The sequence below is a fragment of the Rhodococcus indonesiensis genome, from assembly GCF_047782815.1.
Lineage (GTDB): Bacteria > Actinomycetota > Actinomycetes > Mycobacteriales > Mycobacteriaceae > Rhodococcus > Rhodococcus indonesiensis.
On the sequence record NZ_CP180630.1, the window covers coordinates 1,266,973 to 1,287,958 of the forward strand.

The 20,986-nt window shown below is 70.8% G+C and carries 18 protein-coding genes; 10 read left to right on the forward strand and 8 right to left on the reverse strand.

The features are described 5' to 3' along the window. Window positions 1–175: 175 nt before the first annotated feature. Entirely contained in the window at window positions 176–1,516 is a 1,341-nt protein-coding gene (locus tag ACM26Y_RS06020; protein ID WP_416062908.1) for a nicotinate phosphoribosyltransferase, read from the forward strand. 172 nt (window positions 1,517–1,688) lie between these two features. Next, a complete protein-coding gene (locus ACM26Y_RS06025) occupies window positions 1,689–2,453 on the forward strand; it encodes a 2OG-Fe dioxygenase family protein (RefSeq protein ID WP_416062909.1) in 765 nt (254 codons plus the stop codon). On the opposite strand, the gene ACM26Y_RS06030 is transcribed toward ACM26Y_RS06025, so the two are convergent. The 4 genes from ACM26Y_RS06030 to ACM26Y_RS06045 form a co-directional block, all read right to left on the reverse strand. Then, the gene (locus ACM26Y_RS06030) at window positions 2,416–3,942 is read right to left on the reverse strand and encodes an MFS transporter (RefSeq protein WP_416063622.1); all 1,527 of its coding nucleotides are present in this window, start codon (window positions 3,940–3,942) and stop codon (window positions 2,416–2,418) included. The two genes, ACM26Y_RS06025 and ACM26Y_RS06030, sit on opposite strands and share 38 nt — an antisense overlap. A 202-nt stretch (window positions 3,943–4,144) precedes the next feature. After that, complete coding sequence (locus ACM26Y_RS06035; protein WP_416062910.1) at window positions 4,145–4,840, reverse strand: alpha/beta family hydrolase; 696 nt, start codon at window positions 4,838–4,840, stop codon at window positions 4,145–4,147. Next, window positions 4,795–5,850 (reverse strand): tellurite resistance/C4-dicarboxylate transporter family protein, encoded by a 1,056-nt coding sequence (locus ACM26Y_RS06040; RefSeq protein WP_289380949.1) that lies wholly within the window; start codon window positions 5,848–5,850, stop codon window positions 4,795–4,797. Before ACM26Y_RS06040 ends, ACM26Y_RS06035 begins: the two co-directional genes overlap by 46 nt. A 58-nt stretch (window positions 5,851–5,908) precedes the next feature. Next, on the reverse strand, window positions 5,909–6,775 hold the full coding sequence (locus tag ACM26Y_RS06045; protein ID WP_371382847.1) for an Fpg/Nei family DNA glycosylase: 867 nt from the start codon (window positions 6,773–6,775) through the stop codon (window positions 5,909–5,911). A gap of 137 nt (window positions 6,776–6,912) precedes the next feature. Between ACM26Y_RS06045 and ACM26Y_RS06050 the strand changes: the two genes are divergently transcribed. Genes ACM26Y_RS06050 through ACM26Y_RS06060 form a run of 3 tightly spaced genes read left to right on the forward strand, consistent with a single transcriptional unit; the run spans window position 6,913 to window position 8,587 of the window. Beyond that, window positions 6,913–7,707, forward strand: a complete 795-nt coding sequence (locus tag ACM26Y_RS06050; RefSeq protein WP_040783202.1) for a thymidylate synthase — start codon at window positions 6,913–6,915, stop codon at window positions 7,705–7,707. Beyond that, window positions 7,704–8,201: a dihydrofolate reductase gene (locus ACM26Y_RS06055; RefSeq protein ID WP_416062911.1), complete on the forward strand. Its 498-nt coding sequence runs from the start codon at window positions 7,704–7,706 to the stop codon at window positions 8,199–8,201. Before ACM26Y_RS06050 ends, ACM26Y_RS06055 begins: the two co-directional genes overlap by 4 nt. Before the next feature lie 59 nt (window positions 8,202–8,260). After that, a complete protein-coding gene (locus tag ACM26Y_RS06060; protein ID WP_416062912.1) occupies window positions 8,261–8,587 on the forward strand; it encodes a cupin domain-containing protein in 327 nt (108 codons plus the stop codon). Between the two features lie 4 nt (window positions 8,588–8,591). Here the strand turns inward: ACM26Y_RS06060 and ACM26Y_RS06065 are convergent, their stop codons facing one another. After that, a complete protein-coding gene (locus tag ACM26Y_RS06065; protein WP_416062913.1) occupies window positions 8,592–10,118 on the reverse strand; it encodes a carboxylesterase/lipase family protein in 1,527 nt (508 codons plus the stop codon). 39 nt (window positions 10,119–10,157) lie between these two features. Then, on the reverse strand, window positions 10,158–11,393 hold the full coding sequence (locus tag ACM26Y_RS06070) for a hypothetical protein (RefSeq protein WP_416062914.1): 1,236 nt from the start codon (window positions 11,391–11,393) through the stop codon (window positions 10,158–10,160). Between the two features lie 58 nt (window positions 11,394–11,451). Between ACM26Y_RS06070 and ACM26Y_RS06075 the strand changes: the two genes are divergently transcribed. From ACM26Y_RS06075 to ACM26Y_RS06085, 3 genes are all read left to right on the forward strand, one after another. Then, on the forward strand, window positions 11,452–12,057 hold the full coding sequence (locus ACM26Y_RS06075; RefSeq protein WP_124259062.1) for a TetR/AcrR family transcriptional regulator: 606 nt from the start codon (window positions 11,452–11,454) through the stop codon (window positions 12,055–12,057). After that, window positions 12,054–13,688, forward strand: coding sequence for an acyl-CoA dehydrogenase family protein (locus ACM26Y_RS06080; protein WP_416062915.1), 1,635 nt, complete (start codon window positions 12,054–12,056; stop codon window positions 13,686–13,688). Before ACM26Y_RS06075 ends, ACM26Y_RS06080 begins: the two co-directional genes overlap by 4 nt. 94 nt (window positions 13,689–13,782) lie before the next feature. Further along, on the forward strand, window positions 13,783–14,601 hold the full coding sequence (locus tag ACM26Y_RS06085) for an FAD:protein FMN transferase (RefSeq protein ID WP_416062916.1): 819 nt from the start codon (window positions 13,783–13,785) through the stop codon (window positions 14,599–14,601). Between the two features lie 62 nt (window positions 14,602–14,663). Here ACM26Y_RS06085 and pgi read toward each other — a convergent pair whose 3' ends face one another. Then, entirely contained in the window at window positions 14,664–16,298 is a 1,635-nt protein-coding gene (gene pgi / locus ACM26Y_RS06090; protein ID WP_416062917.1) for a glucose-6-phosphate isomerase, read from the reverse strand. A 79-nt stretch (window positions 16,299–16,377) separates the two neighbouring features. Here pgi and ACM26Y_RS06095 point away from each other — a divergent pair, with 79 nt between their 5' ends. Then, window positions 16,378–17,829: an NAD-dependent succinate-semialdehyde dehydrogenase gene (locus ACM26Y_RS06095; RefSeq protein ID WP_416062918.1), complete on the forward strand. Its 1,452-nt coding sequence runs from the start codon at window positions 16,378–16,380 to the stop codon at window positions 17,827–17,829. A gap of 114 nt (window positions 17,830–17,943) precedes the next feature. Here the strand turns inward: ACM26Y_RS06095 and ACM26Y_RS06100 are convergent, their stop codons facing one another. Then, entirely contained in the window at window positions 17,944–18,252 is a 309-nt protein-coding gene (locus ACM26Y_RS06100; RefSeq protein ID WP_003937752.1) for a chorismate mutase, read from the reverse strand. Window positions 18,253–18,541: 289 nt separating this feature from the next. Between ACM26Y_RS06100 and pcrA the strand changes: the two genes are divergently transcribed. Continuing rightward, window positions 18,542–20,974 (forward strand): DNA helicase PcrA, encoded by a 2,433-nt coding sequence (gene pcrA, locus ACM26Y_RS06105; protein WP_416062919.1) that lies wholly within the window; start codon window positions 18,542–18,544, stop codon window positions 20,972–20,974. Window positions 20,975–20,986 lie beyond the last annotated feature (12 nt).

Genomic DNA, 20,986 nt, shown 5'->3' on the forward strand with positions numbered 1-20,986 from the left:
GCGGTGCCGTCGCTCGTAGCGTCACCGGTAGTGCTCACACCGTCAGCATAGGTGCAGACGAAGACGGTCCCTTCCCGTGCACCGGGTGCAACCTGCCGCCGGCGCCTCGCCGGCGTGTGAGAATTTCGGGTATGGAGAACACACCCGCCCGTGCCGGGCTCGGGTGACGGCCGTCGTGCGATTCCCGGGCGCCGCACTGTTCACCGACCTGTACGAGGTCACGATGGCCCAGGCCTACGCGGTCCGGGGCATGTCGGAGACGGCCGTGTTCGAGACGTTCTTCCGCAAGCTGCCGGCCGGAAGGTCGTACGTGGTGGCCGCCGGCCTGCCCGATGTGCTCGACTTCCTGGAGGCGTTCCGGTTCGAGGAGGACGACCTGCGATACCTGCGCGGACTCGGATTGTTCTCCGACGAGTTCCTCGGACAGCTCGCCGCGGTGCGCTTCACCGGCGACGTGTGGGCGGTGCCGGAGGGCACGGTCGTCTTCCCGAACGAACCGATCGTGCAGGTCGTCGCACCGATCCTGGAGGCGCAGCTCGTCGAGACGTTCGTGCTGAACCGCATCCACCTGCAGAGCGTCCTCGCCAGCAAGGCCGCGCGCGTCGTCGAGGCCGCGCGGGGCCGCCTGGTGGTGGACTTCGGCGCACGCCGGGCGCACGGCACCGACGCCGCGCTGCACGTCGCCCGCACCGGATACCTCGCGGGAGCCGCCGGCACGTCGAATCTGCTCGCCGCCAGGGAGTACGGCATTCCGGCGTTCGGCACGATGGCGCACAGCTTCGTCCAGGCCTTCGACGACGAGTCCGAGGCCTTCGAGGCGTTCGCCCGGCTCTATCCGGGTACGACGCTGCTGGTCGACACCTACGACACCTTGCGCGGTGTGGACCTCGTCGTCGACCTGGCCGGGCGGCTGGGGGAGCGGTTCGACGTGCGCGCGATCCGGCTGGATTCCGGTGACCTGGGTGCCCTGTCGAAGGCCGCGCGCGCCCGGCTCGATGCGGCCGGGCTGCCCGACGTCCGGATCTTCGCCTCGTCGGGCCTCGACGAGTACAGCATCGCAGCACTGCTGGAGGCCGGTTGCCCCGTAGACGGCTTCGGTGTGGGCACCCAGCTGTCGATCGCCCAGGATGCGCCGACCCTCGACATGGCTTACAAGCTGGTCGAATACGCCGGCGTCGGACGTACGAAGCTGTCGAGCGGCAAAGTGCTCCATCCCGGGCGCAAGCAGGTGTACCGGCGGACCGACGGCGGCGTGTTCGCCGGCGACACCATCGGCCGGCCGGACGAGGACCTCCCGGGTGAGCCGTTGCTGGTGCCCGTGATGCGCAGCGGCCGGCGGCTGGCGCAGTACGACGCCGGACTCGACGAGGCGCGACGCCGTGCACGGCAGCAGATCGACGCTCTTCCGGCGGCACTTCGTTCCCTCGACGAGGCGGGGTCGCCGTATCCCGTGACGGTGAGCGCGCGGGTGCAGGACGATCTCGATCGGTTGCGCCGGGAGCGGCAGGCTCCCTGACCGGGATCCTGTCGGATGGGCGGAGGTCGCTTCGTGGGGTCACTCGCCGTGCCGACCGTGGCGTTCGCTCTTCGACCCCATGGATGTCGTTCGGTGCCTTTCCGGAGGGCGGCTGCGTCGTCTGTACCGGCGAAGGTTGCGCCAGGGGAGCGTCCTGGCCGACTCTGAGTAGGTGAGGGAGGACGTCGTGGGGGGTACGGAGGCCGGCGCGGACCCGGTCGACGCCGCACGGCGAGCGCTCGCTTCCGTGGGTACGTTCCTGATGCCGGCGGCAGACCTGTGGCGATCCATCGGTGCCGACGCCGAGACCTGGGTTCGGTTCTCCGCGCATTGGGAGGAGCTCGAGCCCGACCCGTACGCGGCAGAACAGGGCGTGCACCGGCTGCGGCGCTACGGTCGGTTCCGGTACCGGGCGGCCGACGGCGCACTGGAGCCGACGGCGCACCGGGAATTCGCACAGCCTGACGAGTCCAACGTTCTCTACCTCGGACGAGACCGCCAGTTCGAACCGCTGACGGCCGCGTTCCTCGAAGATCCGCTGTTCGAGCGCACGGTGAAGCTGGTGGGCCGGATCGCGCCGGTCCTCGACGACGCTTCCGTATGGACGGTCTGGGTGCATCCGTTCCGCGTGGTCGCATCGGCAGACAACGAGGGCCGGCCCACGCCCGAGGGCGTGCACCGCGACGGTGTCACGCTGGTCGGTTCCCTGTTGATCGGCGTCGACAATGCCGTCGGGGGCGAAAGCTCGGTGTTCGGCCCGGAGGGCGATCGACTCGTGACGACGACCCTGCGCGAACCCGGCACCTTCCTCCTGGGCGACGACCGTTGCACCTGGCACGGTGTGTCGCCGATCCGACCCGTCGACCGCGGTAAGCCGGCCCGTAGGGACGTGCTGGTAGTCACTTTCGCACCGTCGGCTTCCTGCGACGGGACATGAGCACGAAGGCCGCCACCGCCACAGCGACGGGCAGGACGCTGACAGTCAGCATGGTGAGTCGTACCGCGTCGGCCAAGTCCGCTCCGAGATCGAGGCCGCCCACCTGCCGCAGCAGGTTCGGGTCGTACCCGGCGCCACCGAGGCTCTGCGCCACCGCGCTGCGCGCGGCGTCCACGGCTTGCTCACCCTGGGTCGCCGTCAGCCCGCGTTCCTCGGCGTCGGCCAGCCATTCGCGCTGGAAGAACACGTCGAGGAGCAGCAGGTACACGGTGGGCCCGAACGCATAGCCGGTCATCCCGAAAGCCAACTGCACGGAAGCCACCGTTCCGGACTGCCCGCTCGGCGCCTGGGAGAGCACCGTCTCGGACACCGATGTGGAGGTCACCATCGAGCCGAGGTTGTACAGCCACACGGCCGAGACGAGCAACCACAATGCCATCGTCGGGCCGACTGTGCCCGCCATCAGCAGTCCGGCGGCTGCCATGAACAGGAGGCCGACGACCATCACCGGTCTCGGCGAGAACTTCCCCACCAGGTTCCCGGACAAGACCACGAAACCGGCGATCAGCAGCGTGCCGGGGAGGAACAACAGGCCGATGGTCTCCGGGGAGAGCGCGAGCACCACACTGCCGAACTGCCCCAGGACGATGCCGAGCCCGGCCATGAGGAAATTCAACGTGAATGCCGCCGCCAGAGCCACGCTGAAGGGTCGGCTTCCGAACAGAGCCAGGTCCAGTGCCGGTTCGGGGGTGCGGCGTTCGTGGCGAACGAAAAGCACGGCTGAGACCACGCTGACAGCCAGCGGCAGCCATGTCTCGGGCCGGAACATGCCGTTCTGCGCGGCGGCCAGTCCGATGACGAGTGCCAGGAGCGCCGTACCGACCAGGGCGACGCCTGCCACGTCCAGCCGAGCGCGATGCTGCACGGGTGTCTCCGGCACGTACCTCGCCGTCAGCAGAAACGAGATCACGGCGAGCAGCGGTGCGACCAGGAACACGACTCGCCAGCCGACGGCCGCCACCGCCCAGCCCGCCAACGCTGGGAGCACCCCACAGAGAACCATCTCGACGGCCACGAAAACGCCGATGGCCGTCGGCCGCTGCTTTTCCGTCACGGACGCCTTGAGCAGGGCCAGCGGCACGCCGAGCAGCGCCGTCATTCCCAATCCGTCCAAGACCCGCATCGCAAGCAGAAAGACGTAGTTGGGGGAGAGCATCGAGAGCAGGTTGGCGACCGTGACTACGACCAGTCCCGACATCAGCAAGCGTCGAAGCCCGAACGCGTCGCCGAGATTGCCCGCGGCGAGGACGGCTGCCGCCATCACCAGCGTCGCCATGCCGCCCAGCAATCCCACGAACTGCGGTGGCACCTCGAGGGCCCGGCTCACCTGCGGCAGATTCAGGCTCAGCACCAGCGGGTCGACGACCGTGATCGTGAAGGCGAGGGACAGGGCCAGGATAATGGGCAGGGTCCTCAGACCGGTCTGCAACCGAGACGTAGGCACCGCCCACCTCCCCTGCTCCCACGTCCGACGTGATCGACTCTAGCGCCCGGCTTCTGCATCCCGTTCGAGGTTCGGAGGACCGAACCGAAGGCCCGGCTGCAGCGGCTCGTGATGGATACGAGAGACCGCCGTCGTCGAGGATCCACCCGAGACCCGGCCGCCGACGCGTTGCGCGCGGCCGTGGGGGCTACGCCCGGGACGAGGTGTCCGAGAGGAGTCCGGACACGGCGTGCACGATCGACGGTGCCGGATCGGTCCGCGCCTTGCTGAGATCGTGGGCTGCGCCCGTCACCGGGACCAGCAGAACGGGCGCCGGTATCAGCGGCAGCGCGTCGCGCATCTCGTCCAGGGTGCCGAACGGGTCGCGGTCACCGTGGGTGAACACCGTCGGCACGGCGAGCGCGGGCAGGTGTTCGGTGCGCGCCTTCTCGGGCTTGCCCGGCGGGTGCAGCGGATAGGACAGCAGGACGAGCGCGTCCGCGACGCCGGGCTGCTCGGCCGCGAGCATCGACGTCTGCCGGCCGCCGTACGAGACGCCGCCGAGCACGAGTGGACCGCAGGTGCAGGCCCGCATCGCCGCGGCCGCCGCCGCGATCCCGGCCCGGTCCTCCGCGGCCCGCGACGGCTGCGGCGGGCCCTTCGGATGTCGGCGCCGGAACGGCAGGTCGAAGCGCAACGCGAGGAACCCCGCCTCGGCGAAGGCGCCGCACAGCTGCCGCAGGATCGCCGCGTCGCAATTTCCACCCGCCCCGTGGGTCAGGGCCACCGCACCGCGTGGAACGCTGCCGGGGCGATGCAGCACGCCGTGCACCGGATCGTCGTCGAAGTCCTCGGTGGTCACCGGCCCACGGTAGCCGGACGAGGACGCAGCACCGTGCGCCACAGGTGCACGAGCATCGCCGCGAACACCGCCGCCCACACCGTCACGGCCACCCACAGTTCCGTCCTGCCGACGACCCCGACCCACGGCAGCTCGTCGGCCTCGGCGAGGTAGACCCCGGCGACGCCGTACATCCCGAGCGGGAACACGATCGACCACAGGCCCGGCTCGTAGCGCAGCCGGATGCGGTGGGTGCGGTGCCGCCACCACCCGGCGGCGACGAGGGCGGGCAGCAGCCACGTCGCGAACGCCCAGAACACCACCACCAGCCCGGCGACGAGTCCGCGGGTGGCGTCGACCATCGGGGCCGACTCCATGGCCACGATGCGTGAGCCGGCCACCACGGTGATCGCCGCAGCGCCCATCGACACCCAGTACGACGGTGTGAGGTCCACCGGCCGGAGCGGATACTGCATCATCCGTGCCGCGACGAACACGCCCGCCGCGGCGTAGAGGAACAGGCCCACCGACCACGCGAACACGGCTACCAGCGACAGCGGCCGGCGGAGGTCGTCGTAGATCGGCTCGAGGGTTGCCGCGGCGAGTGCGACCGACTGGGCTGCGACCACCCACACGAACCAGCTGCCGTTGGCTTTGGCGATCACCGGGCGCCGGCGGGTGCCGAGCACTGCCGTCCACGGGATGACGTAGCCGAGCACGAGCCACGTCGCGGCCGCCCCGGCGAGCAGGACCGCGGCCGTCGAGTGCCACCCGTCCATGGTCAGGCGGATCCCCAGCACGTTGCTGCCCGCGACGAACGTGAAGAAACCGAATGCGCGGCTCGCGTCGGTGAGGTCGGTGCGGATCTCACCGCGGAACCGCACGAGCCGCCACCCGGTCAGCGCGAGCAGGACGACGTAGGCGACGACGGACACCAGTAGCAACGCCGCCGACACCGTCGTCAGGCCGTGCAGCTGCATGCCGATCGACACGATGCCGGTCGCCATCACGAGCGCGAAGTAGCCGGGGTCGAGCGTGCGGGTGCACCTGCGGAGACCGTCGAGAACCGTCACAGCCGCACGTTACCGCCGTGGTGTCCGTTCGGATCGGCACGGGTCCGCACGGCACCGTTCACTTGACCAGTCGCGACAGCCGCCGGTCCGCGAGGATCCTTCCGCCGGTCTGACACGTGGGGCAGTACTGGAAGGAGCGTTCGGCGTAGGCGACCTCGCGGACGGTGTCGCCGCACTCCGGGCAGGGCAGCCCGGTGCGGGCGTGGACCCGCATCCCCGACCGCTTCTCACCTTTGAGCCGTGCGGCGTCCTGCCCTACGGAACGGCTGACGGCGTCGAGCAGCACCGTGCGCATCGCGTCGTACAGCGCCTGTCGTTGCTCGTCGCCGAGCCGGCCTGCCGGCGCGAACGGCGACAGCCTTGCGACGTGCAGGATCTCGTCGGAGTAGGCGTTGCCGATCCCGGCGAGCACCTGCTGGTCGGTGAGGGCGGTCTTCAGGCGGGCGGTGCTGCCGGCCAGTCGCGCCGCCAGCTCGTCGGCGGTGACGGCCAGCGCGTCGGGACCGAGCCCGGCGAGGCCGGGCACCTGCTGCGGGCGGTCGACGAGCCACACGGCCAGACGTTTGCGGGTGCCGGCCTCGGTGAGATCGAAGGCGGGGGTGGCGGCCTCGGGGGTGAACAGATGTACCCGCAGCGCGAGCGGGCCGCGGCCCAGCTTCGGCGGGGCCGGCGACGGGTTGTCCTGCCAGCGCAGCCACCCGGCGCGCGACAGGTGCACGACGAGCCACAGTCCGGAGCAGTCGACCGCGAGGAACTTCCCGAAGCGGGAGACGCCGGTGACGTCGCGGCCCTGCAGCGCGGTGACCGGCGGGTCGGCGGTCTGCAGGACGCTGAGCGCCGCCACGTCGATCCGGCCGACGACGGCACCGACGGCGTGCTCGCGCAGGAACACGGCCAGGGCTTCCACCTCGGGTAGCTCGGGCATGGAGTCAGGCTATCGCGCTCGTGCGTGCTTCGGGCTGCCCCGACTGCCACAACCACGCACGGGCGATAGCCTGTCGTGGTGCCCCGGGCGATAGCCTGTCGTGGTGCCCCGGGCGATAGCCTGTCGTGGTGACTGCCGTGCCCACTCCGTACGAAGATCTTCTCCGCCTGGTGCTCGAGACCGGCACGCCGAAGGCGGACCGGACGGGCACCGGTACGCGCAGCCTGTTCGGGCACCAGATGCGTTTCGACCTCGCGCAGGGCTTTCCGCTGATCACCACGAAGAAGGTGCACCTGAAGTCGATCGTGTACGAGCTGCTGTGGTTCCTGCGCGGCGACTCGAACGTCAAGTGGCTGCAGGAGCACGGCGTGACCATCTGGGACGAGTGGGCCGACGCCGACGGGGAGCTCGGTCCCGTCTACGGGGTGCAGTGGCGGTCCTGGCCGGCCCCCGACGGCGGCCACATCGACCAGATCACCAAGGCGATCGACACCATCCGCACCGACCCCGACTCGCGGCGCATCGTGGTCTCCGCATGGAACGTCGGCGAGATCGACAAGATGGCGCTCGCGCCGTGCCATGCGTTCTTCCAGTTCCACGTCGCCGACGGCAAGCTCAGCTGCCAGCTGTACCAGCGCAGCGCCGACCTGTTCCTCGGCGTGCCGTTCAACATCGCCAGCTACGCGCTGCTCACCCACATGGTCGCTCAGCAGACCGACCTCGAGCCGGGTGAGTTCGTGTGGACGGGCGGGGACTGCCACATCTACGACAACCACGTCGAGCAGGTCGCCGAGCAGCTCGGCCGCGAGCCCTACCCGTACCCCACCCTGGAGCTGAACCGGCGCGGGTCGATCTTCGAGTACGAGTACGAGGACGTGCAGGTCACCGGTTACCGGCACCACCCGCCGATCAAGGCCCCGGTCGCGGTATGACGGCGACGGGGGACGTCGTCCTGATCTGGGCGCAGGACCGCGCCGGTGGCATCGGCCGCGACGGTGCGATCCCGTGGCACATCCCCGAGGACATGGCGCACTTCCGGGCCGCGACGCGGGGGAAGCCGGTGATCATGGGCCGGTTGACGTGGGAGTCGCTGCCGTCGCGCTTCCGGCCGCTGCCGGGCCGGCGCAACATCGTCGTCACCCGAGACCCGGCCTGGTCGGATGCGGGCGCCGAGGTGGCCCACGGCGTACCGGAGGCCCTGGCGCTCGCCGGTGACGGTGACGTCTGTGTCATGGGTGGTGGACAGATCTACGCGCAGGCGATGCCGCATGCGACGCAGCTGCTCGTCACGGAGGTGGACCTGGAGACCGGAGCGGACGCCTTCGCTCCACCGATCGGTTCCGAGTGGGCGGCCGTGGACGTCGGTGCGTGGCAGGAATCCGGCGACGGAATCGGGTTCCGCTTCGTCCGGTACACGCGAACCTGACCGGTGGCGCGTCCGGTGGGCCATACTGCGAGGGCGTACCCCGACCAGGAAGGGCAGCCATGGACAAGCTTTCCCTCACGGCTCTGGCGCGACAGCAACTGAAGCTGGCGGCGGCATCGAGCAGCGGCCGCAGCTCGCAGACCATCTTCGGCGGGCACGCCAGGCATCTGCGGCAGACGATGGTCGCACTGCTCGCCGGACACGAACTCGCCGAGCACGACGGCCCCGGCGAAGGGTCGCTGCAGGTGCTCAGCGGACGCCTGTCCCTGATCGCCGGGGACGATTCCTGGAAGGGCTCGACCGGCGACTACCTGGTGCTGCCCACCGCCCGGCACAGCGTCACCGCGCTCGAGGACGTGGTGTTCCTGCTGACCGTGGTCAAGTGAGCGCTCACCGCTGCGGCAGCGCCACTCCGCGGTAGCCGCGGTACCCGGCCCAGGCCAGTCGCCGCTCCCGCCACGGGTCGTACTCCACGTGCGTCGGGTCGTCGAAGACGACGGTGGCGCGGTCGCGTTCGTCGTAGCGCGGCCACGACGGCAGCGGTTCTCCCTCCTGTGCGAAGTGCAGCCACTGACGCTGCACCGAGTCGCTCACCGCGCGCAGCGCGCGCCGGCCACCGGCGGCCGTGACCACCCGGCCCAGGGCGGTGTCGGCCTGTCCGAACACGGCGAGCAGCTCGAAGGCGTGGGTGGCGTGGAAGCCGGTCCAGCGCAGCAGCGGCGGTGCGTAGTCGAACCGGTAGCTGTAGGTGGGGGCGTGACGGGCGTGGGCCTGGGCGATCTCGATCGAGGGATGCCAGAACGTGAGGTCGCCGCCGAGATCGACGGCCGCCCGGGCGTCCGGGTAGCCGGGATAGGCCGCGACGATGCGTTCCTGGGCCGTGGGGTCGGTGAGCCCGAACATCTGCTCGATGCGGAGTTGATTGGTCGGCAGCGCGTCGAGGACCCGCGGGAACAGTGTCCCCTCCCGGGCGTTGGTGCCGATGATGAGCGGAACCCGATGGGCGGCACCGCTTTCGTAGGCCTCGATGGGGCTGGTGGGGAGGTAGTCGCCGTCGACGACGGGGCCGAACGCGTGCAGGCCCGGAGTCTCGTGCAGGATGCGCCCGCTGAGCCGCCGGGCGGCGCGGCCGAACTCGACCGGCGTGGCGGATCCGAGCGCCTCGGCCGCGGAATCCCGGTCCGCGCCGAGCAGTTCGACGAAACGTCGCGCCCACTCGGCCGCATGATCGGCATCGACGACGAGGTTCGGTGCCGAACTCTGGGCGACAGCCCGGGTGAACAGTCCCTCGGCTGCGGGGGTGGCGAGCAACGTGGTCACGGCATTGCCGCCGGCGGACTCGCCGAAGATCGTGATGTTGTCGGGGTCGCCGCCGAAGGCGGCGATGTTGCGGCGCACCCACGCCAGCGCGGCAACCTGGTCGCGTAGCCCCGGATTGGAGTCGAACGGTCTGTCGGCCGTGGAGAACTCGGTGAAGTCGAGATAGCCGAGGCTGCCGAGCCGGTAGTTGATCGACACGTAGATCAGGTCACCGCGGCGTACCAGCGATTCCCCGCTGTAGAGCGGCAGCGCCGTGGTGCCCAGCGTGTAGGCGCCGCCGTGGATGAACACCATCACCGGCCGGGGCGCCGCGGCGGGCGTCGCGGGTGCCAGCACGTTGAGCGTCAGGCAGTCCTCGCTCGCGGGCTGCTGCTTCCGGAAGCCGATGGTCAGGCCCCGTGGGTGCTGGCTCGCCGCGGCACCGAAATGCGTGGCGTCGCGTTCGCCGGTCCAGGGTTGCACCGGCTGCGGGGCGCGCAGTCGCAGCGGGCCGACCGGAGGAGCCGCGTAGGGGACTCCGCGCCAGGCGAGGAGGTCGCCGATGCGGGTGCCCCGCAGGGCGCCGTCGGAAACTGTGACAAGGGTCTCGGCCGCCATGCTCGAACTGTACGTGACGGCCGGTCATAGGTGCCGCGGTTACCAGTGCCGGCCGTGCAGGCCGTGGGCGGCGAGCTCGGCGTCGGTGTGGGCACGCAGGGCGGCCCGGGTGGGGAAGCACTCGTCGTCGAGTGCGACGAGGGCCAGGGTGTAGCGCTCGCCCTGACGGCACAGGTATGCGGCGAGCCGGGTGGACGTCGCGGCCCGGGCGGTCGCGAGACCCGGATGGACGGCGCGGGTCGCGACGCCGGTGGTGCGGTGCGGCCCGAAGCCGTCGAGCACCGCGGGCAGCGGTCCGATGTTGGAGCACAGCAGGTCCCGCTCACCGGCCCCGGCGGCGAGACGCGCGGCGAGCCGGTCGGGCAGCAGTTGCAGCGCCTCGTCCGGCAGGCCGTGCGGCGCCCCCTCCCGACTTCGGGTGTACGCCTCCCGGGCGTGGTGGCGGATCGACGCCGGGGTGTCGGATGCGTCGACCACCACCTCCGTCATCGTCACCCCGTTGCCGGCGCCGGGGAGCCCGGGTGCGGCGGTGCGGCCGTCGACGGGTACCGCGATCCGCACTGGCCAGTCGAGTCCGGCGCGGTGCGCGATGCCCGCGGCGACGGCGAGGAAGAGCGAGTTGGGGGTGCCGCCGGACGTGTCGGCGGCGGTGTCCCAGGCGCTCGCGTCCACGTCGAGCAGCGACGTGCGCGCGGGCGAGCGGATCGGACGGGGTTGCGGGGGCTTGTCGGTGCCGCGGGCCCAGCGGGCCCGGCGCAGGCCGCGGGCGACGCGCCGGACCAGCCGCGCCGCGTCGCGGATGTCGGAGACGCGCTCGGGGTCGGACGGACGGATCCGCTCGGCCAGTGCGTCGGCGACGGCGTCGATCAGACCGCGCGCGTCGGCGAGCACGTGCGAGCACACCAGCGAGACGACGGTTCCGCCGCCCTCGACGCGGGTGGCGGTCAGCGCCCAGCCCGGGCCGAGTTCGGGGTCGACGTCCACCTCCGCCTGCTGGTCCGCCCAGGTGAGGACGTCGGCGGCGGGGATCGGTTCGGGTGGGTAGCGCAGCGGGTAGCTGCGCAGGCCCGGCTCGAGCCGGGGGCGGGCGCCCGGGACGTGCGGGCGAACCACGCGACGGCCGAGGGGCCCGCAGCCGAGCGCGTCGTGCAGCGAGATCAACAGGGGAGCCCCGACGGTGTCGCCGGTGCGCCACAGCCCCTGCAGTGCGATGGGCAGGCCGAGGCCGCGATGTCGGTACAGGAAGATCTCGTCCACCACGCTGAGCCGGTTCACCGTCCCGACGGTAGCCGCCATCCTTGACCCAAGCTATGAATCGAGGTTCAATTCTTTCGTGGCCTACCGCCGGACCCCCGCCGTGCAGCAACGGCTCGACGCGCAACGCGAGGCGATCGCCGACGCCGCCGTCGGCCTGCTGGCCGAGCGCGGCTACCAGGGACTGTCCATCGCGGCGGTCGCCGAGCGCGCCGGCGTCGCCACCGGCAGCGTCTACCGGCACTACGCCGACAAGTCCGAACTGATGGTGCGCATTTTCCGCAGCCTGTGCGGGCGGGAGGTCGACGCCGTCGTCGCGGCCGCCGACGCGGCCCGGCCGCACGGTGCGGCCGCACAGGTAGCCGCCGTCGTCGAGACCTTCGCCCGCCGCGCCCTGCGCAACCCCACCCTCGCCTACGCCCTGCTCGCCGAACCCGTCGACGCGGCCGTCGACGCCGAACGCCTGGTGCTGCGCCGCGCCTTCGCGGCGGCGTTCGAGGACGCCGTGCGCCGCGGTGTCGACTCGGGCGATCTCACCTCTCGCAACCCGGCGCTGTCCGCTGCCGCCCTCGTCGGCGCCGTCGGCGAGGTCCTCACCGGCCCGCTGCAGTCCGGTGTGGCCGCCACCGACACCGTCCCCGAACTCGTCGCATTCGCCCTACGCGCACTAGGAGCCCGGCCATGACCGAATCACCCACGTATCCCGGCACCCACGAGGTGTTCAACCAGGTGCCCGACCTCGTGCCGTACCAGGCGGCCGACGACGCGGCACTGCTCGAGGGTCTGCGCCGCGAAGGAGCCGCCTGGTCCGAGGACGAGGTCCGGGAGATCGGCGCGCTCGCCGGAGGGACGCGCGCGCAGGAATGGGGCAGGCTCGTCAACGAGTACCCGCCCGTGCTGCACACCCACGATCGCTACGGGCACCGCATCGACGAGGTGGAGTTCCATCCGCACTGGCACGACCTCATGACGGTGGCCGTCGAGCACGGCATGCACGCGGCACCGTGGCGCGACCCCCGGGCCGGGGCGCACGTCGCCCGGGCCGCCAAGTTCTACGTGTGGGGCCAGGCCGAAGCGGGACACATGTGTCCGATCTCCATGACGTACGCGGTGATACCGGCGCTGCGGCACAACCCCGAACTCGCTGCGACGTACGAGCCGCTGCTCACCGCCCCGCACTACGACTTCGGGCTCCGGGAACCGTCCACCAAACGCGGCCTGATAGCCGGCATGTCCATGACCGAGAAGCAGGGCGGATCGGACGTGCGGGCCAACACGACGACCGCGACACCTCAGGCGGACGGCAGTTACCGCATCGTCGGACACAAGTGGTTCACCTCCGCACCGATGTCGGACATGTTCCTCACGCTGGCGCAGACCGCCGGCGGCGTCTCGTGCTTCCTGTTGCCGCGGGTGCTTCCCGACGGCAGCCGCAACCCCATCCGCATCCAGCGACTCAAGGACAAGCTCGGGAACAAGTCCAATGCGTCCTCCGAGATCGAGTACGAGGGCGCAACCGGCTGGCTCGTCGGCGCGGAGGGCCGCGGCGTCAACACCATCATCGAAATGGTGAACATGACGCGCCTGGACTGCGTGATCGGCTCGGCGACCGGAATGCGCGCGGCGACGCTGCGTGCCGTCCACCACGCCCGCCACCGGAAGGCGTTCGGTGCCCTGCTCGTCGACCAGCCGCTCATGCGGAACGTGCTCGCCGACCTGATCGTCGAGTCGGAAGCCGCGACGACCATGATGATGCGGCTGGCCGGCGCGACCGACCGCGCATCGACGGATCCGCAGGAGGCGGCGCTGCGCCGCATCGCTCTCGCGGTCACCAAGTACTGGGTGTGCAAGCGCGCCCCCGCCCACGCCGCGGAAGCCCTCGAATGCCTCGGCGGCAACGGCTATGCGGAGGAATCCGGAATGCCGCGGCTGTACCGCGAGGCACCGCTCATGTCGATCTGGGAGGGCTCGGGCAATGTCGCCGCCCTCGACGCGCTGCGGGCGATGGGCAAGCAGCCCGAGACGGTAGACGCATTCTTCGCCGAGGTGCGCCTGGCCGAGGGGGCCGACTCCCGCCTCGACGATGCCCTGGCGCGCGTCGGCAAGGAACTCGCCGACCTCGAGAACGTCGAGTACCGGGCCCGCCGGATCGTGGAACTGATGGCGCTGGTCCTGCAGGGTGCGCAGCTTGTGCGCCACGGGCATCCCGCCGTCGCGGACGCATTCTGTGCCACGCGGCTGGGCGACGACTGGGGCATCGCCCTGGGGACCATGCCCCCCGGCGTGGACACCGCGGCGATCCTCGCGCGCGTCTGATCGGCGGCGATCCTCACGCCACCCCGACCGGCGACGATCCGCAGGGCATACTGGAGGTAACGACAACGATCGTCGAGCGAGCCCGGAGCCCCTCATGATCAGAAGCAGCGAATGGCGGGAGTGGGGGGTCCCGGTCGCGGTGGCCGTCACCGAGTACGCCGCCCTGGTGGAGGCCGAAACGCGGGTGCGTGCCGCGATCGCGGAATCCGAGGCGGCCTGCAACCCGCAGCGCGGCGATGCGGAGATCCACGAGGTCAATCTCGCCCAAGGCATTCCCGTGCAGGTCAGCCCGAGGTTGTCGGCGTTGCTGCGTTCGGCGCTCTGGGCCGCCCGGATGACCGACGGGACGGTGAGTCCCTTGGCGGCCGACGACGCCGGGATCGACGAGGACGCCACCCCGCCCATCCATCCGCTTCCCGACTACAGCGACATCCACCTCGACGGCGAGACCGTGCTGGCCCCGTTCGGCGTCAACCTCGACATCACCGAGACGGCCAGGGCCGACACCGCCGACCGGGCCGCCGCGACCGTGGCACGCAGCCTCGAATGCGGTGTCCTGGTGCGTATGGGCGACGTGACGGCCACCGCCGGTCACAGTCCCGCCGGCGGGTGGCAGGTGTCCGTCCCCGGCGCCGGCACCGTCGAACTCCCGGCGGGAAGCGCCATGGCGACGCGCATGCGCGACGAATCCGACGAAGAGCAGAACAGCGAGAACGACGTCTCGGGACGGTGGGTGCAGGTCACCGTCATCGCCGAGGACGCGTTGTGGGCCGACGCCGCGGCCGCGGCAGCTCTGCGCCGCGGAGCGCCCGCGGTGCGGTGGCTCGAGCAGTACGACCTGGCCGCCCGCCTCGTCGACGGCGGCGGCCGGGTGCACATGACCCGCCGTTGGTCCCGTCCGCACGCCGCCTGAACGCCCGAGCCCGCGCCCCAACCGGTGGGTCTGCCGGAAGGTCCGGCATCGGCCCGCCGGTGCTACTTGCGGCGCCACCGCCGGATGGTGCGGACGAGAGTGTCGGTGGAACTGTCGCCGGTGTCGGGGTCCGCCTCGCCGGTCAGCGCGGGTGCCAGCTCCAGGGCCTGGGTCTTGCCGAGCTCGACGCCCCACTGGTCGAACGAGTCGATACCCCAGATCACGCCCTGGACGAACACCTGATGCTCGTACAGGGCGATCAGCTGGCCCAGCGTCGAGGGCGTCAACGCCGGGGCGAGCAGGGTGGTCGAGGGCCGGTTGCCGGGCATCACCTTGTGCGCCACCAGCGCCGGATCGGTGCCGTCGGCGGCGACCTCGGCCGCGGTCTTCCCGAACGCGAGGACCTTGGCCTGGGCGAGCATGTTCGCCAGCAGCACCTGCTGCATGCTCCCGGTGCCGTCCCGGGTGGGCAGATCCTCGAGCGCGGTGGCGAACCCGACGAAATCGGCCGGGATCAGCCGGGTGCCCTGGTGCAGCAGCTGGAAGAACGCATGCTGACCGTTGGTGCCCGGCTCACCCCAGAAGATCTCTCCGGTGTCGTGGTCGACGGGACTGCCGTCGCGCCGCACGGACTTGCCGTTCGACTCCATGGTCAGCTGCTGCAGATACGCCGGCAGCCGCGCCAGGTCCTGGCTGTAGGGCAGCACCGCCCGTGTCTGCGCCCCCAGCACCGACGCGTACCACACCCCCAGCAGCCCGAGCAGCACCGGCGCGTTCGCCTCGAGCGGGGCGGTGGCGAAGTGCTCGTCGACGGTGTGCATCCCGGCCAGGAACTCGGCGAAGCGGGCCGGACCGATCGCGCACATCACCGACAGGCCGATCGCCGAGCCCACCGAGTACCGTCCGCCCACCCAGTCCCAGAACCCGAACATGTTCGCCGGGTCGATACCGAACTCGGCGACCTTGGTGGCATTGGTGGACACGGCCACGAAGTGCGCCGCGACGGCGTCCTCACCGAGCGCGGCGACCAGCCAGCGCCGCGCGGCGGTGGCGTTGGTGAGCGTTTCGATGGTGGTGAACGTCTTCGACGCCACCACGAACAGCGTCCTGGCCGGATCCAGGCCGGACAGTTGCGCGGTCAGGTCCGCCGGATCGATGTTGGCGACGAACCGGGCGTCGGGGCCGTCGGCGTAGTGCCGCAACGCCCGCGCCACCATGGCCGGGCCCAGGTCCGAACCGCCGATCCCGATGTTGATCACCGTCGTGATCGTCTGTCCGGTGGCGCCGCGCCAGGTGCCGGAGCGGACCTTCTCGGCGAAGCCGGCCATTGCGTCGAGCACGGTGTGGACCTCGGGGACCACGTCGGCGCCGTCCACGGGCAGCGTCGCCGACCGCGGCAGGCGCAGTGCGGTGTGCAGCACCGCGCGATCCTCGGTGGTGTTGATGTGCTCCCCGGCGAGCATCGCGTCCCGGTGGGATTCGACGCCGGCGGCGCGGGCCAGATCCAGCAGCAACCCCACCGTGGTGTCGGTGATGCGGTGCTTGCTGTAGTCGATGTACCAGTCCCCGGCGGTGACCGACAACCGCTGGGCCCGACCCGGATCCGCCGCGAACAATCCCCGCAGATCCACCGCCTCGAGTTCCGAACGGTGCCGGTCCAACTGCTGCCACGGTGCGGTTCGAGTCACGTCGCTCATGAATTCAGAGCCTAGTGCGGGCCCGTAGTTACCGGCGGGTTCGGAACCGGCCGGGGTCCCGGAGCGCATGATGTGGGACATGGACACCGAAGAACTGATCCGGACCGTACCGACAGAACTGTTCCTCGGCGGGGACTGGGTGGCCGCCGAGAACGGCGCCACCTTCCCCGTCCACGATCCCGCCACCGGCGACACCCTCACCGAGGTCGCCGACGCGAGCCCCGCCGACGCCGTCCGCGCCCTCGACGCCGCGGTGGCCGCGCAGCACGAGTGGGCGGCGACCGCGCCGCGTGAGCGGGGCGAACTGCTGCGTTCGGTGTTCGCGAGGATCACCGAACGTGCCGAGGACTTCGCGCTCCTGATGACACTCGAAATGGGCAAGGCTCTGCCGGAGAGCCGGGCCGAGACCAAGTACGGGGCCGAGTTCTTCCGCTGGTTCGCCGAGGAGGCGGTGCGGATTTCGGGGCGCTACACGTACGCACCCGCAGGCAACGGACGGATCCTGGTGACCAAGCAGCCGGTGGGACCGTGCCTGGCGATCACGCCGTGGAACTTCCCGCTCGCGATGGGTACCCGCAAGATCGGTCCCGCCCTCGCCGCGGGCTGCACGATCCTGATGAAGCCGGCGTCGGAAACCCCCTTGACGATGCTGCTGCTCGCCCAGCTGTTCGCCGAGGCCGGGCTTCCGAAGGGCGTGCTGTCGGTGCTGCCGACCTCGCGTGCCGGCGCGGTCACCGGCCCGCTGATCGACGATCCCCGCCTGCGCAAGCTGACCTTCACCGGTTCCACCGAGGTGGGCCGGACCCTGTCGGAGCGGGCGGGGAAGGCGATGCTGCGCACGTCGATGGAACTGGGTGGCAACGCGCCGTTCCTGGTGTTCGACGACGCCGACCTCGACGCCGCGGTGGAGGGAGCGCTGGCTGCCAAGCTGCGCAACGGGGGCGAGGCGTGCACGGCCGCGAACCGCTTCCACGTCGCCAATCCGGTGCGAGAGGAGTTCGTGAAGAAGCTCACCGAGCGGATGGGGCGGTACCGGCTCGGGCCGGGCACCGACCCCGGAACCACGCTCGGCCCGCTGATCAACGCCGGCCAGCGGGAGACCGTGGGCACGCTGGTGCAGGATGCGGTCGCAGCCGGCGCGAGCGTGCGACTCGGCGGGGACGTCCCCGACGGCCGGGGATGGTTCTACCCCGCGACCGTCCTCGACGGGGTGACGGCCGACGCCCGGATCCTGCGCGAGGAGGTGTTCGGTCCCGTCGCCGCCGTGACCGGGTTCGACACCGAGCAGGAGGCGATCGACGCGGCCAACGCCACCGAATACGGCCTGGCCGCGTACATCTACACGCAGAGCCTGGACCGGGCGCTGCGGGTGTCCGAGGCCCTCGAGTCCGGCATGGTGGGCGTCAACCGGGGTGTGATCTCCGACGTGGCGGCACCGTTCGGCGGCGTCAAAGCCTCCGGCCTGGGCCGCGAGGGCGGCAGCGAAGGCATCGAGGAGTACCTCGAGACGAAGTACATCGCGCTGCAGTGACCTGCGCGACGGCTACGCCCCCGAGCGTCGCGTGCTCGGGGGCGTACCGGAGCCCGGGGGACTCGGTGACCCAGTCGGCCGTGGCCTCTCAGTGCCCCAGTCGGCCGCAGTTCCTCAGTGGCCCAGTCGGCCGCGGCCGAGCCGCAGCAGCAGCATGGCCAGCGTGTGACCCTCCTGGCCCAGCTCGCTGAATCGCTCGAGGACCTTCATCTCCCGGCTGTGCACCAGGCGGGTGCCGCCGGACGCCATGCGGGTCTGGCCGATGATGCGCGAGACCTCGGTGCGGCGCTTGACCGCTGCGAGGATCTCGGCGTCGAGCCGATCGATCTCCTTGCGGAGCTCGTCGATCTCCGCCTCGGTGGTGGGCAGGGCAGCATCGGATGCGCTGGCTCCGGAACCGGTGGCCTCGGTGTTGGTGCTCATGTCGTCTCCTCGCGTCAGCTCTGGGATCGCTTCGGATTCTGCGGGCGTTACCGGTCCGGCCGTCGGCTCGGGCTTCGGTGGTGCGGCAGCCGAAGCCTCGGGGTGCGGTCAGGCCTCGGTCATCGGCTCTCGTACCGATGGCAGTGTCGCCGGTAGCGGCGACGTGGAGCACATGACATGACGTTCAGTTTGCCATCCGTCCCCGAACCGGCCAAGTAAGGCATACCTGTCGAATCGGTCCCGCCCGGGCGGCACGGCTGTCGGCGATCGCCGGTAGTTTGGTACCACGATGAACACTCCCGTTGCCTCCGGCCGTCCCGTCCCCGCCCCGAATCCGGGGGTGCGAGCGACGACCTCCGATGCTCTGCTCGAGGGTCTCAACCCACAGCAGCGGGAGGCGGTGACCCACACGGGTTCTCCGCTGCTCATCGTCGCGGGGGCCGGCTCGGGCAAGACGGCGGTGCTGACCCGGCGAATCGCGTACCTGCTGGGGGAGCGGGGGGTGACGCCGGGCCAGATCCTGGCCATCACGTTCACCAACAAGGCGGCCGCCGAGATGCGCGAACGCGTCGCCCACCTCGTCGGTCCGCGGGCGAACAGCATGTGGGTGTCGACGTTCCACTCGAGCTGCGTGCGGATCCTGCGGGCGCAGTCGGCGCTGCTGTCCGGGATGAACTCGAACTTCACCATCTACGACGCCGACGACTCCCGGCGTCTGCTCACCATGATCGCCAAGGACCTCGACCTCGACGTCAAGCGGTACTCCGCGCGGCTGCTGGCCACGCACATCTCCAATCTCAAGAACGAGTTGATCGGTCCGGAGGAGGCCGCGGCCGACGCGGACCGCGAGGCGTCGGAACTGCCACGGATCGTCGCGACGGTCTACGCCCACTACCAGCAGCGATTGCGCGCGGCCAACGCCTTCGACTTCGACGATCTGATCGGGGAGACGGTGGCGCTGTTGCAGGCGCATCCGCAGGTGGCCGAGTACTACCGCCGACGGTTCCGCCACGTTCTCGTCGACGAGTACCAGGACACGAACCACGCGCAGTACGTGCTCGTCCGCACGCTCGTCGGCGGGGCGGACGACACCGTGTCGGACGACGCGGTCGCGCCGGCGGAACTGTGTGTCGTCGGCGATGCCGACCAGTCCATCTATGCGTTCCGTGGCGCGACGATCCGCAACATCGAGGAGTTCGAACGCGACTATCCCGAGGCTCGCACGATCCTGCTCGAGCAGAACTACCGTTCCACCCAGACCATCCTCTCGGCGGCGAACGCGGTGATCGCCCGCAACACCGGGCGGCGGGAGAAGCGGCTGTGGACGGACTCCGGTGCGGGGGAGCCGATCACCGGGTACGTCGCCGACAACGAGCACGACGAGGCACAGTTCGTCGCCGCGGAGATCGACCGGCTCGTCGACGCCGGTGAAGCGAAGTTTGCCGACATCGCGGTCTTCTACCGCACCAACAATTCCTCGCGCGCCCTCGAGGACGTGTTCATCCGGCACGGCGTGCCCTACCGGGTGGTCGGCGGCGTGCGCTTCTACGAGCGCAAGGAGGTTCGTGACCTCGTCGCGTACCTGCGGGTGCTCGCCAACCCGGACGACACGGTCAGCCTGCGCCGGATTCTCAACACGCCCCGTCGCGGCATCGGTGACCGCGCGGAGGCGTGCGTGGCGGTGCACGCCGAACGCACGGGCGTCGGGTTCGGCCGAGCGCTGCGCGACGCCGCCGAGGGGACCGTGCCGCTCCTGAACTCCCGTTCGCAGAAGGCCGTCGCCGCGTTCGTCGACCTCATGGACGAACTGCGGGCGATGCTCACCGAGACCGACGCCGACGGCAACGACCTCGTCGACGTCGGCGACGTCGTCGAAGCAGTGCTCGATCGCACCGGATACCGCGCCGAGCTCGAGGCCAGCGACGACCCCCAGGACGGCACGAGGCTCGACAACCTCAACGAATTAGTCAGCGTGGCAAGAGAATTCAGTTCGGATGCGCGCAACGCCGCGGGCCTCGAGGATGAACGTGAGGTGCCGGAAGGGGAGCCCGAGCCCGGTTCGCTGGCGGCATTCCTCGAGCGGGTGTCCCTGGTAGCCGACGCCGATCAGATCCCCGAGGAGGGCGACGGGGTCGTCACTTTGATGACGCTGCACACCGCCAAGGGTCTCGAATTTCCGGTGGTATTCGTCACCGGGTGGGAGGACGGGCAGTTCCCGCACATGCGCGCCCTCGGCGACCCGGCCGAGCTCTCGGAGGAACGGCGCCTGGCCTACGTCGGACTCACCCGCGCGCGGCAGCGCCTGTATCTGAGCCGCGCGGTGCTGCGCTCGGCCTGGGGGCAGCCGGTGACCAATCCGGAATCACGCTTCCTCCAGGAGATCCCGCAGGAACTCGTGGAATGGCGCCGGGAGGATCCGGGAGTGACCGGGGGGCACGCCATCGGGGCCGGCCGCGGGCGGGGCGGCTACGGCGGGATCGGTTCCGGTTTCGGGGGTGGAACTTCCCGGTTCGGCGGCGACCGGCAGCCGAGCTCCGGGCGTTCGCGCAACAACCATCTCGTGCTCGCCGTCGGCGATCGGGTCAGTCACGACAAGTACGGCCTCGGCACGGTTCTCGAAACCCGCGGCTCCGGGCCGACCGCGACGGTGGTCGTCGACTTCGGCAGCGCCGGGAAGGTGCGGTTGATGCTCGTCGGCGGCGTGCCGATGGTCAAGCTCTGAGCCGGACGCGGC

Bases quoted from the DNA above. Each gene is read 5' to 3' on its own strand.
- ACM26Y_RS06045 (WP_371382847.1), bottom strand. From the start codon at position 6,775: ATGCCCGAGCTACCCGAGGTGGAAGCCCTGGCCGTGTTCCTGCGCGAG.
- ACM26Y_RS06055 (WP_416062911.1), top strand. From the start codon at position 7,704: ATGACGGCGACGGGGGACGTCGTCCTGATCTGGGCGCAGGACCGCGCC.
- ACM26Y_RS06060 (WP_416062912.1), top strand. From the start codon at position 8,261: ATGGACAAGCTTTCCCTCACGGCTCTGGCGCGACAGCAACTGAAGCTG.
- ACM26Y_RS06065 (WP_416062913.1), bottom strand. From the start codon at position 10,118: ATGGCGGCCGAGACCCTTGTCACAGTTTCCGACGGCGCCCTGCGGGGC.
- ACM26Y_RS06080 (WP_416062915.1), top strand. From the start codon at position 12,054: ATGACCGAATCACCCACGTATCCCGGCACCCACGAGGTGTTCAACCAG.
- ACM26Y_RS06085 (WP_416062916.1), top strand. From the start codon at position 13,783: ATGATCAGAAGCAGCGAATGGCGGGAGTGGGGGGTCCCGGTCGCGGTG.
- pgi (WP_416062917.1), bottom strand. From the start codon at position 16,298: ATGAGCGACGTGACTCGAACCGCACCGTGGCAGCAGTTGGACCGGCAC.
- ACM26Y_RS06095 (WP_416062918.1), top strand. From the start codon at position 16,378: ATGGACACCGAAGAACTGATCCGGACCGTACCGACAGAACTGTTCCTC.
- ACM26Y_RS06100 (WP_003937752.1), bottom strand. From the start codon at position 18,252: ATGAGCACCAACACCGAGGCCACCGGTTCCGGAGCCAGCGCATCCGAT.
- pcrA (WP_416062919.1), top strand. From the start codon at position 18,542: ATGAACACTCCCGTTGCCTCCGGCCGTCCCGTCCCCGCCCCGAATCCG.